The 13,032-nt window shown below is 76.3% G+C and carries 12 protein-coding genes; 7 read left to right on the forward strand and 5 right to left on the reverse strand.

Annotated features, from left to right (window positions below; genetic code table 11):
• The 3 genes from ABD353_RS34185 to ABD353_RS34195 form a co-directional block, all read right to left on the reverse strand.
• Positions 1 to 741: GTP cyclohydrolase II (locus tag ABD353_RS34185; protein WP_344627595.1), on the reverse strand; the 741-nt coding region annotated here is incomplete at its 3' end.
• Positions 738 to 1,202 (reverse strand): cupin domain-containing protein, encoded by a 465-nt coding sequence (locus ABD353_RS34190; RefSeq protein ID WP_344627596.1) that lies wholly within the window; start codon positions 1,200 to 1,202, stop codon positions 738 to 740. The genes ABD353_RS34190 and ABD353_RS34185, both read right to left, overlap by 4 nt.
• Positions 1,199 to 2,077 carry a P-loop NTPase family protein gene (locus ABD353_RS34195; RefSeq protein WP_344627597.1) on the reverse strand — a complete coding sequence of 293 codons (879 nt, stop codon included), beginning with the start codon at positions 2,075 to 2,077 and terminating at the stop codon, positions 1,199 to 1,201. Before ABD353_RS34195 ends, ABD353_RS34190 begins: the two co-directional genes overlap by 4 nt.
• 273 nt (positions 2,078 to 2,350) lie before the next feature.
• Between ABD353_RS34195 and ABD353_RS34200 the strand changes: the two genes are divergently transcribed.
• The 4 genes from ABD353_RS34200 to ABD353_RS34215 all read left to right on the forward strand — a co-directional run bounded on the left by ABD353_RS34200 (position 2,351) and on the right by ABD353_RS34215 (position 6,564).
• Entirely contained in the window at positions 2,351 to 3,295 is a 945-nt protein-coding gene (locus tag ABD353_RS34200) for a nucleoside-diphosphate kinase (RefSeq protein WP_344627598.1), read from the forward strand.
• A gap of 11 nt (positions 3,296 to 3,306) precedes the next feature.
• The gene (locus tag ABD353_RS34205; protein WP_344627599.1) at positions 3,307 to 4,116 is read left to right on the forward strand and encodes a phytanoyl-CoA dioxygenase family protein; all 810 of its coding nucleotides are present in this window, start codon (positions 3,307 to 3,309) and stop codon (positions 4,114 to 4,116) included.
• Positions 4,117 to 4,423: 307 nt separating this feature from the next.
• On the forward strand, positions 4,424 to 5,119 hold the full coding sequence (locus tag ABD353_RS34210; protein ID WP_344627600.1) for a class I SAM-dependent methyltransferase: 696 nt from the start codon (positions 4,424 to 4,426) through the stop codon (positions 5,117 to 5,119).
• Between the two features lie 107 nt (positions 5,120 to 5,226).
• The gene (locus tag ABD353_RS34215; RefSeq protein WP_344627601.1) at positions 5,227 to 6,564 is read left to right on the forward strand and encodes a helix-turn-helix domain-containing protein; all 1,338 of its coding nucleotides are present in this window, start codon (positions 5,227 to 5,229) and stop codon (positions 6,562 to 6,564) included.
• On the opposite strand, the gene ABD353_RS34220 is transcribed toward ABD353_RS34215, so the two are convergent.
• Positions 6,565 to 6,726 carry a hypothetical protein gene (locus tag ABD353_RS34220; RefSeq protein WP_344627602.1) on the reverse strand — a complete coding sequence of 54 codons (162 nt, stop codon included), beginning with the start codon at positions 6,724 to 6,726 and terminating at the stop codon, positions 6,565 to 6,567.
• A gap of 287 nt (positions 6,727 to 7,013) precedes the next feature.
• Here ABD353_RS34220 and ABD353_RS34225 point away from each other — a divergent pair, with 287 nt between their 5' ends.
• Positions 7,014 to 7,271, forward strand: a complete 258-nt coding sequence (locus tag ABD353_RS34225; protein WP_344627603.1) for a hypothetical protein — start codon at positions 7,014 to 7,016, stop codon at positions 7,269 to 7,271.
• 81 nt (positions 7,272 to 7,352) lie between these two features.
• Here ABD353_RS34225 and ABD353_RS34230 read toward each other — a convergent pair whose 3' ends face one another.
• Complete coding sequence (locus ABD353_RS34230; protein WP_344627604.1) at positions 7,353 to 10,382, reverse strand: AfsR/SARP family transcriptional regulator; 3,030 nt, start codon at positions 10,380 to 10,382, stop codon at positions 7,353 to 7,355.
• Between the two features lie 541 nt (positions 10,383 to 10,923).
• On the opposite strand from ABD353_RS34230, the gene ABD353_RS34235 reads away from it, so the two are divergent.
• Positions 10,924 to 11,133: a hypothetical protein gene (locus tag ABD353_RS34235; RefSeq protein ID WP_263103044.1), complete on the forward strand. Its 210-nt coding sequence runs from the start codon at positions 10,924 to 10,926 to the stop codon at positions 11,131 to 11,133.
• 215 nt (positions 11,134 to 11,348) lie between these two features.
• Positions 11,349 to 13,032: hypothetical protein (locus ABD353_RS34240; protein WP_344627605.1), on the forward strand; the 1,684-nt coding region annotated here is incomplete at its 3' end.

The following is a 13,032-nucleotide window of genomic DNA, read 5'->3' on the forward strand; positions in this document are numbered from 1 at the left end:
CCTGGTCCTTCGAGACCCACGCCGACTGGCTCCGGCCGCGGTGCCGCTGCCGGGGACGACGGCGTACGCGCGGGAGCGCCCGGGGCTGCCCAGGACGGACTCCTGCAGCGGCCGGAGCCAGTCGGCGTGGGTCTCGAAGGACCAGGCATAGTCGAGGTCCTCCTTCTCCAGCATCAGGGTGCTCATGTTGTGGACGTCCAGCGGGGCCTCCAGCGGGGCCCGCTCGACGGTGAAGCCCGCCTCCTGCAGGAAGGTCTCGCGGCGGCGGTTGTTGCTGAGCAGCCGCACGGAGTCGACGCCGAGGTGGCGCAGGATCGCGGCGACCGGCTCGTAGGAGCGGGCGTCGACGGGGGCGTCGAGGCGGCGGTAGACGGCCTCGGTGTCCAGGCCCTCCTGCTGGCGCATGGCGTAGATGGCGAAGTGCGCGGCGATGCCGAGGCCGCGCGCGTCCTGGTCGATGCCGTAGAGCAGCAGGCCGCGGCCCTGCCGGGCGAAGGTGTGCATGGCCTCGTCCAGCTGGTAGCCGCAGTCGCACTGGGCGGAGCGCAGCACGTGGCCGAAGAGGCAGGCGGACTCGATGCGCAGCGGCACCGGGGTGCCGTCGTGCAGGTCTCCGGTGTGGACGGCGGCCCAGCGCTCCCCGTCGAAGTCGAAGTGCCACAGGACGAAGGGGGTTTCGCCGCCGGCCCAGCGCAGCGGCAGGTGGGCGGGGCCGTCCGGGCGGGGTGCGGTGGCGGTCATCGGGCGGCCGCCTCCTCCAGCGCCCCGCCGGCGAGGAGTTCCTCGTCGCGGACGAGCACCATCCGGGTGTGCGAGTCGATGGGGTGGTGCGGCACGCCGAAGGCGAGGAAGTCCAGCGGGTTGTCGTCGATCGGGCCCTGGACGCCGTGCGGGTACTCGGCGGGGACGTAGATGGAGTCGCCGGTGCGCAGCACGTAGTCCCGGCCGTCGATGTGCAGGGCTCCGCGGCCGTTCAGCACGTACAGCAGGTGGGCGCCCTCGTGGACGTGCAGCGGGAAGGCGGTGCCGGGCTGCATGGTGATCCGGTCGACGCCGATCGGCAGGCCGCCGGGCAGGACCGCGCCGGCGCCGGCCACGCCGGTGATGTCGGCGAGGTGCACCCCGGCGTCGTCGTACATCGTCCGGCGGGCGCCGTCGAGGACGTTGAGGATGTGTTCGTCGGGGCGGAAGACCTGGTTCATGGGGCAACTCCTCGGTGGGACTGGGGTGCGGCCGGGACGGGGATGCGGTCCAGCAGGCCGGACTCCTCGACGTAGCGGGCGCGCCGGTCGTAGAGCGTCCGGAGCATCCCGGCGGAGCCGTCGTAGCCGGACGGCAGCGGCGAGTCCGCGATCGCGGCGAGCATCGGGAGCCCGGTGGCGGCGGTGAGCCGGCGGGCCGTCGGCGCCACCCGGGCGGTGCCGCCGATCTGGTTGAGGACGAACCCGTGCAGCAGGGCGCGGAGTTCGGGGACGAGCAGGCCGGTGAGGCCGGCCAGGGCGGCCAGGTGCCCGGAGCGCCGCGGGTTGGTCACCAGGACCACCGGCAGGCCCGCGCGGGCGGGCAGCACCTGGTTGGCGAGGTCGTCGGCGGGCTCCAGCTCGCCCGCGCCCGCGGCGCCCTCGACGAGCAGCCAGCGGCCGCCCGTGCGGACCTTGTCGTAGCCCTGCTGCACGGCCTCCTCGCAGTGGCGGCGCAGTGCGGCGGGCAGTGCGGCGGCGTCGAGGCTGTCCTCGCCGGCCACCGGCGCGGTGCCGACCAGCCTGCCGCGCACCCAGAGGTCGCCCTCGGGGGCGCCCGGGTACGGGAGGTCGACCAGCACCGGGTTGTTCCACCACCGCACGGGGAGCCCGGCGGCGGCGCAGTTGTGCAGGACGCCGCGCCGCCAGGGGGCGACCGCGGTGTACGCCGGGTCGTCGGGCGCGACCACGGCGGTGGCCTTGAACGGCTCGCAGGGCACGCCCCTGGTGTGCAGGGTGCGCAGGATGCCGATGCCGATGCCGGTCTTTCCGGTGCCTGCGGCCGCGCCGAGGACGGTCATCCCGTTCGGCGCGGGCGCCTGCTGTGCGGGATCCATGCGGTCACCGTTCCTTCGCCGTGGCCGGACCGGCCGGTCCGGGTTCCCGGGAAGTCCGTGCACGGTCCGCGGCGCGGTGCTCCCCCTGTACGCCGAGCACACTCGCAGGTTTGTGACAGTCGAGTCAAGTAGTCAGTCACATTCGCTGCGACGCCTCGTCACGGGCATTTGACAGATGGGATGACCGGCGGTGTCATAAATGCGCGACAGTACAGACGGAACAGTTCCAGGCCCGCGGCCCGACCGCGGTCCGACACGGAAGGACGGCCGGCCTTGGCCGAATTCGACTACCGGCGCACCGCACTCCTGGTCATCACGCCCGACGCCGTGCGCCGACACCTGGCCGGGCAGGTCGTGGCCCGGGTGCGGGCGGCGGGATTCACCGTCGCCGGCCACCGGCTCTGGCCCGCCGCGCCCCCGGGGCTCGACCCGTTCCACCGGCGCAACGAACCGGTCGCCCGCGACCCGGGGCTGCGCCGCACGGTCGAGGAGCTCTTCGACCTCGGCCCGCTGCTCGCCCTCGCCGTCCAGGAGGGCCCCGGCCGCCCGGCCGACGACGTCCACCGGCGGCTCGCCGAGCTCAAGGGCCGCGGCGACCCCGCCTGGTCGGCGCCCGGCTCCATCCGCAAGGACCTGGGCTCGATCAACACCGTGCTCAACATCGTCCACTCCTCGGACGACGCCGAGGACACCGCCCGCGAGGCCGCGCTCTTCCTGGAGGCCGGCCCCGGGCTCCCCGAGACCGGCCCGGCGGCCCTGGACGCCGCCGCCCGCGCCGCCGAGCGGGGCCGCCCCCGCGAGGAGCGCGGCCACGACCAGGTGCTCGGCGGCGTGCGCGCCCGGGTGCTGACCGCCGTCCGGCCCGGCCTTCCGCCCCGGCTGCGCGAGCACGCCGACCGGTGGTGCGACCGCCACGGCGGGGCCGGACTCGCCGGCCCCGGCGGCGGCGCCCTGCTCGCCCGGCTGCTGCCGCCCGGCCACGGCATCGACGGCCTCCTCGCGCCGCCCCCGCCGGGCAGCACCCCCGAGCGGCCCGTCCCCGCGGTGGAGACCGCCGCCCTCGCCGCGCTCGGCGTCGCCCTGGACCCGTGGGAGCACCTCGTCCTCGGCACCTCGCGGCACTACCCGCCGCCCGCGGCCGCACCGCCCCGCACCGCCGCCGCACCCGCACCCGCACCTGCACCTGCACCTGCACCTGCACCTGCATCGACGACCTAGGAGCCGACCCCGTGTCCGACCTCACCCAGCAGCAGCGCGACAGCTACCGCGAACAGGGCTTCCTCGGCCCGCTCACCCTGATGTCCGTGGCGGAGATGGAGGCGCTGCGCCCCGAACTCGCCGCCGTGCTCGACTCCCCCGGCCGCGCGCCCGCCCCCGCCGCCGAGCAGGTCGAGGGGCGGCTCGCCAACCTGGTGGCCGGCCGCGGCGGCGCGAGCCCGGTGCCGTACATCGAGAGCCGCCACCTCGACTCCCCGGCCGTGCACCGCCTGATCACCCACCCCGCCCTGCTGGCCGCCGCCCGCGCGCTGTACGGCGAGGACCTGCTGGTGTGGCGGTCGACCTTCATCGCCAAGGCCTCCGGCGGCCCCGAGTTCCAGTGGCACCAGGACTGGGGCGGCGTCTACGCCCCCGGCGAGGAGTACGGGCTGGAGCCGCCGCTGCACTTCACCTTCTGGATCGCCGTCAGCGACGTCACCGAGGACAGCGGCTGCCTGCGCTTCGTCCCCGGCACCCGGGCCGTGCTGCCCGCCCGGCCGTCCGGCCCCGGCCGCCGGGCCACCCTGCTCGTCCCGCCGGAGCACGTGGACGAGAGCCGCGCCGTCTCCCTGCCGCTGCGGCCCGGCCAGTGCGCCGTCTTCACCGACCGGGCGCTGCACGCCTCCGGCGTCAACACCTCGGGCGCCGAACGGCTCGCCCTGGCCGTCCGGATGACCGTGCCCGCGGTCAAGGTCCGCCCGCACTTCCCCGGCCACGCCTGCACCCTCGTCAGCGGCCAGGACCGGGCCGGCCTCAACCGGCTCGCGGAGCCGCCGCGGTGAGCGCACCCGCCGCGCACCCGCCCGAGCCGCTCGACCCGGCCCTGCTCGCCCCGCTCGACCCCGAGCAGGCGCTGCACCTGCTGGACGGGCTCACCTGGCTGCCCGCCGCCGGCCCCGACCGCTGGCGGCGGATCGCCGACCACCTCGCCGCCCGCCTCCCCGACCCCCCCCCGCCCGGCCCCCCCCCCCCCCCCCCCCCCCCCCCCCCCCCGGGGCCGGGCAGCCGGGCGGCGCCGGGGCGCTGTACCGCGCGAAGTACGACCTCATCGCGCTGCTGCACCCCGACCCGTGGTTCACCTTCCTCAACATGGGCCACTGCACCGCCGGCCCCGACGGGCCGGACCCGTGCGCCGACCCGGAGCTGCCCGGCACCGGGCGGCACGGCGGCGCGCTCTACGACCTGACCGCCGCGCCCGCCCCGCTGGAGGGCGCGGCCCTCGTGGACGCCGGCTGCGGCCGCGGCGGCGGAACCGCCCGACTCGCCCGCACCCGCCGCCCCCGCACCGTCACCGGCCTCGACGCCTCGCCCCGGAACGTGGCGTTCTGCCGGCGCGACCACACCGCCCCCGGACTCGACTTCCGGTACGGCGAGGCCGACCGGCTGCCCCACCCCGACGCCTCCTTCGACGCCGTGGTCTCGGTGGAGTCCGTGCACTGCTTCCCCGACGCCGGACGCTTCCTCGCCGAGGCCGCCCGGGTGCTCCGGCCCGGCGGGCACCTGCTGCTCGCCGACGAGTGGCCGGCCGCCGACGCGCACGGCCCGGCCCGCGCCGCCGCCGCGGCCGGGCTGTGCGTCGAGGCGGTGGAGGACATCACCGCCGGGGTGCTCCGCTCGCTGGACCGCCTGCCCGCGGAGGCCGCCCGGCTGCTCGGCACCCTGGAGGAGGGACCCCGTGCCGCCTACGCCCGCTTCTTCGCCGACCGGGTCGGCCGCGACTCGGCGGGCCTGTACCGCTCCGGGCGCTGCGTCTACCAGCGGCTGCACGCCCGCCGGGAGGGCTGAGCCGGTGACACCCCGCGGCCCGGCCCGAACGGCCGGAATGATCGGAACCCTCCTTGACAGCGCTCCGCGACTGATAGTCTCGCGATCGAGTCAAGAAGGGGTGCGCCGTGGCGGACAGCCAAGAGCTCGGCAACCGGATCCGGCAGCTCCGGCGGGCCGCGAAACTCTCCCAGGCCGACCTGGCCGGGGACGACCTGTCGCCCAGCTACGTCTCCCTGCTGGAGGCGGGCAAGCGGGTGCCTACCACCCGCGTGGTCGAGCAGCTCGCCGAGCGGCTCGGCTGCGACCCGAAGGCGCTGCTCGGGCTGATGCCGCGCGCCCGCACCGAGGACATCGAGGTCGAGCTCCGCTACGCGGAGATCATGCTGCGCAACGGCGACAGCGAGGGCGCGCTGCGCGCCTACGAGAAGGTCTCCGCCGAGGCCTCGGACGCCGGCCAGGACGACATCGCCGCCCAGGCCGAACTCGGCACCGCCCAGGCGCTGGAGCTGTGCGGGCGGCTGGAGGAGGCCGTGGTGCGCTACGAACGGCTGCACGCCGGCGGCCGGCCCGCCCGGCAGGGCGCCGGCCGGCTCACCGTGGTGGTCGCGCTCTGTCGCTGCTACCGCGAGCTCGGCGACCTCGCGCACGCCGTCGACCTCGCCGAGACCACCCTCGCCGAGGTGCAGCGGCTCGGCCTGCTGCCCACCGTCACCGGCATGGAACTGCTGTCCACCCTGGTCGGGCTGCACTCCGAACGCGGCGACCTGCACCGCGCCTCCTACCTCGCCTCGCTCGGCCTGGAGCAGGCCCGGCAGGTGGAGGACCCGAAGGCGCTCGGCGCCGTCTACTGGAACGCCAGCCTGGCGGCCCACCGCAGCGGCGACTCGGAGAACGCCCTGATGCTGGTGCAGCGGGCGCTGGCGATCTACGCGGAGGGCGAGAACGAGCGGGCCGTCGCCCGCCTCCGCAACGCCTACGCCACCGTGCTGCTGCAGCGCGACGAACCCGACGTCGAGGCGGCCAGGGACCTGCTGCGCCGCAGCGCCGACACCCTCGTCCGCGAAGGCAGCAGCATCGACCTGGCGTACTGCGAGACCGCGATGGCCCGCGCCGAACTGCTCGCCGCCGACCCGGCGGCCGCGGCCGAGCACGCCCGCAGAGCCCTGGAACTGCTCGGCCCCGGCCACCGCCTGGAGACCGCCCGGACGCTGCTCGTCCTCGCCGCGGCCCTCCAGGAGCAGGGCGACGAGGCCGGCGCCCGCGAGTCCTGCGAGCGGGGCGCGCTGATGCTGGAGGCGTCCGGCGCGGACCGGCAGGCCGCCTTCGCCTGGGCCGAGCTCGCCGAGATCCTCGACAGGGCCGGCGAGAGCGAAGGGGCCGTGCACGCCTACCAGCAGGGCATGCGCTGCCTGGGGCGGCGGGGCAGCCTGCTGCCCCACCGCTCCGGTCCGGCCCGCCGCTGATCAGCAGCAGGCCGGGAAGTCCCCGGTCGTCGCGTCGGTCGACACCACCGCGCCGTCCGCGGTGACCGCACCGCCGGCGACCGGCGACGCGGCCCACCCGAGGACGGCCAGCAGGGCGAGGACGAGGCCGGCACAGGCCGTTCCAACCGGGATTCGACGCATGACAACTCCTGAGTAACCGAGTGCGGGACGGGGGCCCGGCCGGTACGCCGGACACCCCGGTCGGAGCCGGCCGGGAATCCCCCGGACGGCTCCGGAAAGCACCCGCCGGAATGGTCTCCGGCGGTCTTCCGTGCCGTGGTCGACGGCACACAGGAACGCTATCCCGAGCACATCTACAACCGATGTACAACCCGATAAACGCCGCCCGGCCCACGCGTGCGCCACCGGAATTCAGACCCCGGTGCGACGCGCGTCCGACCGGGGGCCGACAGAAAGGCGGACCGGAGATGAAGAAGGCGACGGAAATGCGGGTCCTGCGGCGGGCGCTGCTCACCGGCGCGGCGGCGGCCGTGCTGCTGCTCGGCACCGCGGGCACCTCCCCCGCGGGCGCCGCCTCCGCGGACATCCCGATCGAGTCCTGGAACAACACCGGCGCCTCCGCCGGGGACACCTCCGGCGGGTCCTCGCCGCACATCGCGGACATCCACATCGGTTCGTGGAACAGCACCGGGGCCGACTACCACCGGCCGCCGACCGTCTCCTGACGCACCGCCCGCCGCCCGGCCCGCTCCGGCCGGGCGGGGTACCCGGGTGCCGGGGCACCGGGTACGCCTCCCGACGGGCCCTCAGACCGTCCGCACCGCCACCAGGCCGGCCACCAGGTCCGCGTGGTGCGCGTCCACCGGCAGGCCGAGTCCGGTGAACAGCGCCCGGGCCCGCAGCAGGCAGGCCCGGGCCCGGCCCTCCTCGCCGAGCTCCGTCAGCGCGCGGCCCAGCGCCAGCAGCGCGTGCGCCTGGTCGCGTTCGGCGCCCAGGTCCTCGCAGGCGGCGAGGGCGGCCTCGGCGTGTTCCACCGCCTGCCGGAGCCGGCCCGCCGCCCGCAGGCTGTCGGCCAGCCGGTAGCGGGACTGCGCGGCCCGCACCTCCAGACCGAGGCCGGAGGCCAGCGCCATGCTGCGGCCGAACCACTCCGCGGCCTCCGGGTGGTCCCCCAGCGTGTGCAGGGCCAGGCCCAGCACGTACATCGCGTAGGCCCGGCCGGGGCCCTCCTCCGCCGGGCCGCCGGGCAGGCCCCGCGCCAGGTCCGCGAGCACCGCGCGGCAGACCGCCGCGCCCTCCTCGGCCCGGCCGCCGTACACCCGGGCCAGCGCGACGTTGACCCGGGTGGCCACCTCGCCGGCCCGGTGCCCCAGCCGGCGGGCCAGCTCGACCGCCTCGCCGTAGAGCGCGTCGGCCTCCTCGTAGTCCGCCAGGTACTGGGCGACCAGGCCGCCGTCGTTGAGCACCTGCCGCAGGATCGCGGTGTCGCCGGCCGCCCGGCTGGCGGCCGCGGCCAGCCGGGTCTGGCGGCGCGCCTCGGAGAGCCGGTGCAGGTCGAGCGCGATGTTGCCGCGCAGGAAGCGCGCCCGGCCCTCGGCGCGGGCGTCGCCCCGCCGGACGGCCGCCTCGGCCAGCGCGTCCACCGCCTCGGTCAACGGCCCCCGGTGCGGGCCCAGTTCGAACGGGCTCAGCATGACCAGCAGGTCGACCGCGCCGTTCAGCCGCTCCCGGTGGTCCGGGTCGGCGCCCTCCCCGTCCGGCGGCTCGGTGCCGATCCGGTGCGCCAGCGCGACGGCCGTCCCGGACTCCGCCGACACCCAGGCCTGCGCCGCGACGCGGTCGGCGAAGGACAGCCCCGTGGTCGACGGCCGGGCGAACACCTGGTCGATCTCGTCCCCCGGGCAGCCCTGCCGGAAGGCCTCGTGCCCGGTCGCGGTCAGGAACCCGAGCAGCCGCTGCCGGGCGGCCGCGGCCTCGCCGGGGTCGGTGCGCCGCGAGGTCCGCTGCGCGAAGGAGCGCAGCAGGTCGTGGTACCGGTAGCGGCCGATCCGCAGCGACTCCACCATCCGGACGTCCACCAGGGACTCCAGCAGGTCCTCGGCGTCGTCCCGGCCGACCGCGAGCACCGCCGCCGCGGCGTTCAGCCCGATGTCCGGCCCCGGCACCGCGGCCACCAGCCGGAAGGCCCGGGCCTGGTCCGCCGAGAGCTGCCGGTAGCCGAGGGCGAACGCGGCCTCCACCGCGAGGTCGCCGATCCGCAGCTCGTCGATCCGGCGGACCTCCACCGCCAGCCGGTCGTTCATGCTGGCGACCGTCCACGCCGGACGGGCCGCCAGCCGGGCCGCCACGATCCGCACCGCCAGCGGCAGGTGGCCGCAGGCCGAGACGAGTCCGAGCGCGGCGGGCCGCTCGGCGGCCAGCCGCTCCGGGCCGATCACCCGGCCGAGCAGGCCGAGCGCCTCCTCCGGGGTGAACAGCTCCAGGTCGGTGTGCAGGGTGGCGAGCGAACTCGCCGCCCCCGTACGGCTGGTGAGCAGGACGGCGGAGCCGGCGGTGCCGGGCAGCAGCGGGCGCACCGAGGCGGCCTCGTCCGCGTTCTCCAGCACCAGGAGCAGCCGGCGGTCCGCGAGCAGCGAGCGGAGCAGCGCGGACCTGTCCTCCGTGCCGTCCGGCACCGCCTCCGGCGCGATGCCGAGCGCCGTCAGGAAGTTGGCCAGCACGGCCGCCGGGCGGCCGCCGTCCGGGCCCTCCCCGCGCAGGTCCGCGTAGAGCTGGCCGTCCGGGAAGAACCGGCGGACCTGGTGGGCGACGTGGAGCGCCAGGGTGGTCTTGCCGACCCCGCCCATGCCGGCCACCGACACGATCGCGGGCGACCCGTTCACCGGCGAGACCAGCGCCTCGCCCAGCGCCATCACCAGCGTCTCCCGGCCCACGAAGTCCGACGTGTCGGGCGGCAGTTGGCCGGGCACCGGCAGCACGGCGACAGCCGGCCGCCGCGGCACCGGCCCGGGCACCGCCTCTGGCACCGGCTGTGCCGCGGCCCGCGGCACGGCGGCCCGGACCGCGGGCTGCGACGGCGCGGCGGCCACGCTCCCGCCGGCCAGGATCCGGCGGTGCTCGGACTCCAGCTCGGCACCCGGCCCGATCCCCAACTCACCCACCAGGGTGCGGCGTACGGTGCGGAAGGCGGCCAGCGCGTCGGCGGTGCGGCCGGCCTGCGCCAGCGCCCGCATCAGCAACAGGTGGACCCGCTCGCGCAACGGGTGCGCCGCGGCGAGCTCGGTCAGCTCGGGGACGCAGCGCCGGTGGCCGCCGAGCGCGAGGTCCAGGGCGATCCGCTCCTCCAGCAGCGCCAGCCGGCGGTCCGCGAGCAGCCGCCGCCACCGGTCGGCGAACGGCCCGGGGATGCCGGCGAGCGGTTCGCCCCGCCAGAACGCCAGTGCCGCGTCGAGGAGATCGCGCGCCTGGGCGGTCTCGCCGTCGGTGCTCGCCCGCTCGGCGCAGGCCGCCGCCTCCTCCGCGCGGAAGACGTCCACCGCGGAGGTCGGCAGGTCGAGCCGGTAGCCGTCGCCGCCGGTGGCCAGCACCTGCGGGCCCTCGCCGTCCTCCAGGACGCGCCGCCACCGCCAGGCGTACGTCCGGATGATGCCGGTGGCCGTGCCGGGCGGCTCGTCGCCCCAGATGGCCTCCGCCAACTCTCCCGCGCCGACGGCGAGTCCGCGCCGCAGCAGGAGCACCGCGAGCATCGCCTGCTGCTGCGGGCCGCCCGTCCTGAGCTGCGCCGCCCCCCGCCGCACCTGCATCGGCCCCAGGACGGAGAGCCTGAGATCGTCCATGGATTCGTGCCCTTTGCCGCTGATCTGCCCCACCCCCGGGGTCAGGCTAGCCCCGGCCCCGGGCGGGCACCCCCGTCGATCGACTGGAATCCCGGGCACCCGGTCGACAGGACGCGGACAACCGGTGCCGCGGTTCGCGCCCCGCTCGTCCGGCCCGCGCCGGGCGCACCGCCGGCCGGACGCCCGGCCGACCCCGCGGGACGCGCCCCCGCCCCGCACCGGCCCTGACGCACCGTCCGGGAACACGCCGGTGAGCTGAGCCGATCGAGTGAAGTCGGCGGCCCCCCGCGCGCCGCCGAGAACCTCGGATACGAAGAATCCCGGAACCCCGCCGAATTCGACCGACTTTTCGATCTTCGGACCGCCCGGCATTGCCGTGCGAATGCAGGCACTATTCCCGCGAAATCGATCACCCGACGTATCCGGTTGCTTGCTCAGCGTCGTGACGCCGCCGTAATGTCCAGGCCGTCGGACACCCGTCCGACCGGGGCGGCCGAGCCGCGGCCGCCCCGAGCGCAACCGTACGGAGAAATGGATCCCCATGATCGACATGTCCGTCCTGGAGACCGAGACCGCCGAGCTGCTGCCCAAGCGCGAGGCGCTGAGCCGCTTCAGCTTCAACCTCCACAAGACCACGGTCACCAAGCACGCCGTCGTCTACGCGGAGAACAACTCGGTCTCCTACAACGACCACTCCTGGGACTCCCTGGCGGCCTCGGAGGCGAAGCAGTACATCTCCATCCACCAGTGACGGATGCTCCGCCGCTGACGCCCCGCCGCCCCGCGTGGACGGCCCGGGTGCTGTGAACGGAAGGCGGCCGGCAGGGCAGCCGGCTCGCGGCCGGGCCCCCGACCGGCATTTCTGACCCGTTCACGGAAATCATGCGGAAAGTGTTTCCGGTGGCGCCGGAATCGCCGCCGGAAACACTTTCCGCACTTCCAACGACTGCCAGCCCGGAAGGTGACGTGACCGAGAGCGGACACGGCATCGGCAGCCGGACCCCCATGGCCGCGGAACGCCCGGCGACCGTCGGCGACACCCGACGGCCGGCCGTTCCCGACGCCTGGGCGCGGCCCGGCACCGAGCCTCCCACCGACCCACCGACCGACCCCGGCCAGGCCGGCCCCGCACCGCGGACCGCCGACGGCCCGCACCCCGCCGCCGACGCCCCGCACCGCGTGCCGCACGACGTCCCGCACGGCACCGCCGAGGACGTACCGCGGCCCGCCCCCGGGCTCACCCTGCAGGGCGAGTACCGCGACTCCGGCTTCACCACCCCCCGCTACCTCGTCCGGCGGGCCGACGGACAGATGGTCCAGCTCAGCCGGCTGCTCTACCTGGTGGCCGAGGCCCTGGACGGCACCCGCACCCAGCGTGAGATCGCCGAACTGGTCGGCGCCCGCTCCGGCCTGGAACTCGGCCCCGAGCACATCGCCCACCTCCTCGACCACAAGCTCCGCCCGCTGGGCCTGCTCGCCCCTCCGGCCGGCAGCGCCGCGGCCGCACCCGTCCCGGTCACCGACCTGCTGCTCGCGCTGCGCGCCCACAAGGTCCTGCTCCGGCCGCCGTCGGTCAACACCGTGGCCGCCGCGCTGTCCTGGCTGCACCGGCCGGTCGCGGTGGCGACCGTCCTGCTGCTCACCGCCGCCGCCGACGTCTGGCTGTTCGCGGTGCACGGGGCGATGACCCCCGTGCTGAACACCGTGCAGGAGCCGGCCCTGCTGCTCGCCGTCCTCGCACTGACCGTGCTGTCCACCGTCTTCCACGAGTTCGGCCACGCCTCCGGCTGCCGCTACGGCGGCGGACGGCCCGGCTGCATCGGCTGCGGCATCTACCTGGTGTGGCCGGCGATGTACACCGACGTCACCGACGTGTACCGGCTGCGCCGGCCCGACCGGCTGCGCACCGACCTCGGCGGCGTCTACTTCAACGCGGTGTTCGTCGGCGTGCTGTTCGCCGCGTACTTCGCGACCGGCCGGGACTTCCTGCTGGCCGCCGTGTACGTGGCCCACTTCGAGATCGTCGAGCAGCTGCTGCCCGTGCTGCGGCTGGACGGCTACTACATCCTCGCCGACCTGGCCGGCGTCCCCGACCTGTTCGGCAAGGTCCGACCGATCCTGCGCAGCATGCTGCCCCGGCGGCCCGTCCCGCCCGAGATCGCGGGGCTGAAGCGCTCGTCCCGGGTGATCGTGACGGCGTGGGTGCTCGCCATGGTCCCGCTGCTGGTGGCCGAGGTCGCCTACGTGCTCTGGAACGCGCCCCGGCTGCTGCGCACGGCGGTGGACTCCTTCACCGGCCAACTCTCCGACACCGCCGACGCGTTCGCCGCAGGGGCACCCGCGGCCGCGGCGCTCGGCGTGATCGGCCTGGTCATGCTGCTGCTGCCGACCGCCGGACTGGTCTACCTGGTGGTGCGGCTCGCCCGGCGGGCCGGCCGCGCCGCCGCCCGCGCCCGCTTCACCCCGCGGGGCCGGGCGGTGCTGCTGCTGACGGCCGCGGCCTGCACCGGCGCGGCCCTCGCCCTCGCCTGGGGGCACCGGGCCGCACCGGCCCCGCTCGCCCCGCGGCCGCCGCCCGCCCGCGCACCGGCACCCCGCCCGGCGCTCCGGACCGGACTCTCGGCCACCCCCCCCCCCGCCCCCCCCCCCC

The sequence above is a fragment of the Kitasatospora arboriphila genome (genome assembly GCF_039528095.1).
GTDB lineage: Bacteria > Actinomycetota > Actinomycetes > Streptomycetales > Streptomycetaceae > Kitasatospora > Kitasatospora arboriphila.

Excerpts from the sequence above, each read along its gene's own strand:
- ABD353_RS34190 (WP_344627596.1), bottom strand. The coding sequence starts at position 1,202 with ATGAACCAGGTCTTCCGCCCCGACGAACACATCCTCAACGTCCTCGAC.
- ABD353_RS34195 (WP_344627597.1), bottom strand. The coding sequence starts at position 2,077 with ATGGATCCCGCACAGCAGGCGCCCGCGCCGAACGGGATGACCGTCCTC.
- ABD353_RS34210 (WP_344627600.1), top strand. The coding sequence starts at position 4,424 with ATGGGCCACTGCACCGCCGGCCCCGACGGGCCGGACCCGTGCGCCGAC.
- ABD353_RS34220 (WP_344627602.1), bottom strand. The coding sequence starts at position 6,726 with ATGCGTCGAATCCCGGTTGGAACGGCCTGTGCCGGCCTCGTCCTCGCC.
- ABD353_RS34225 (WP_344627603.1), top strand. The coding sequence starts at position 7,014 with ATGAAGAAGGCGACGGAAATGCGGGTCCTGCGGCGGGCGCTGCTCACC.
- ABD353_RS34230 (WP_344627604.1), bottom strand. The coding sequence starts at position 10,382 with ATGGACGATCTCAGGCTCTCCGTCCTGGGGCCGATGCAGGTGCGGCGG.
- ABD353_RS34235 (WP_263103044.1), top strand. The coding sequence starts at position 10,924 with ATGATCGACATGTCCGTCCTGGAGACCGAGACCGCCGAGCTGCTGCCC.